Origin of the sequence: Bacillus sp. OTU2372 (assembly GCF_038440275.1) — a bacterium.
GTDB classification, from domain to species: domain Bacteria; phylum Bacillota; class Bacilli; order Bacillales; family Cytobacillaceae; genus Neobacillus; species Neobacillus bataviensis_B.
Window position 1 is genome coordinate 1 of sequence record NZ_JASATK010000093.1, and the last position, 363, is coordinate 363.

The window sequence follows — 363 nt, forward strand, 5'->3', positions numbered from 1 at the left end:
AGAAAATATTTCTGGTTGACCATTTTTTATATGGTTTTATTATAACAGTAGCCAGGGTAGAACGTATCTGCCCGTGGGGCTTGACCCCGTCAGCTAAACCGTTCGCCCCCTACTTGTAGAAACATGATTGAGGCTGGTTGGGACTTAGATCTCGTATAACAAGCGAAGCTGTGACACTGCATGGAGGATTAGGGGTTACTGGCAAATCACTAGATTAGGAGGAGATTTAAAATGAATCCAGTCGTAGGTCTGGATATATCTAAAGGAGAAAGTCAGGTTCAAGCATTTCTGGATAAAGGTAGACCATACCGAAAGAGCTTTAAAGTAGATCATACTCTTAAGGGGCTTAGTTCACTTGTAGCG

1 pseudogene is annotated in these 363 nt (G+C 42.4%); it reads left to right on the top strand.

The annotated features are described in order from the left end of the window. Positions 1 to 231: 231 nt before the first annotated feature. A pseudogene (locus tag AAHB15_RS30100) lies at positions 232 to 363 on the top strand (IS110 family transposase); the annotation flags it as partial.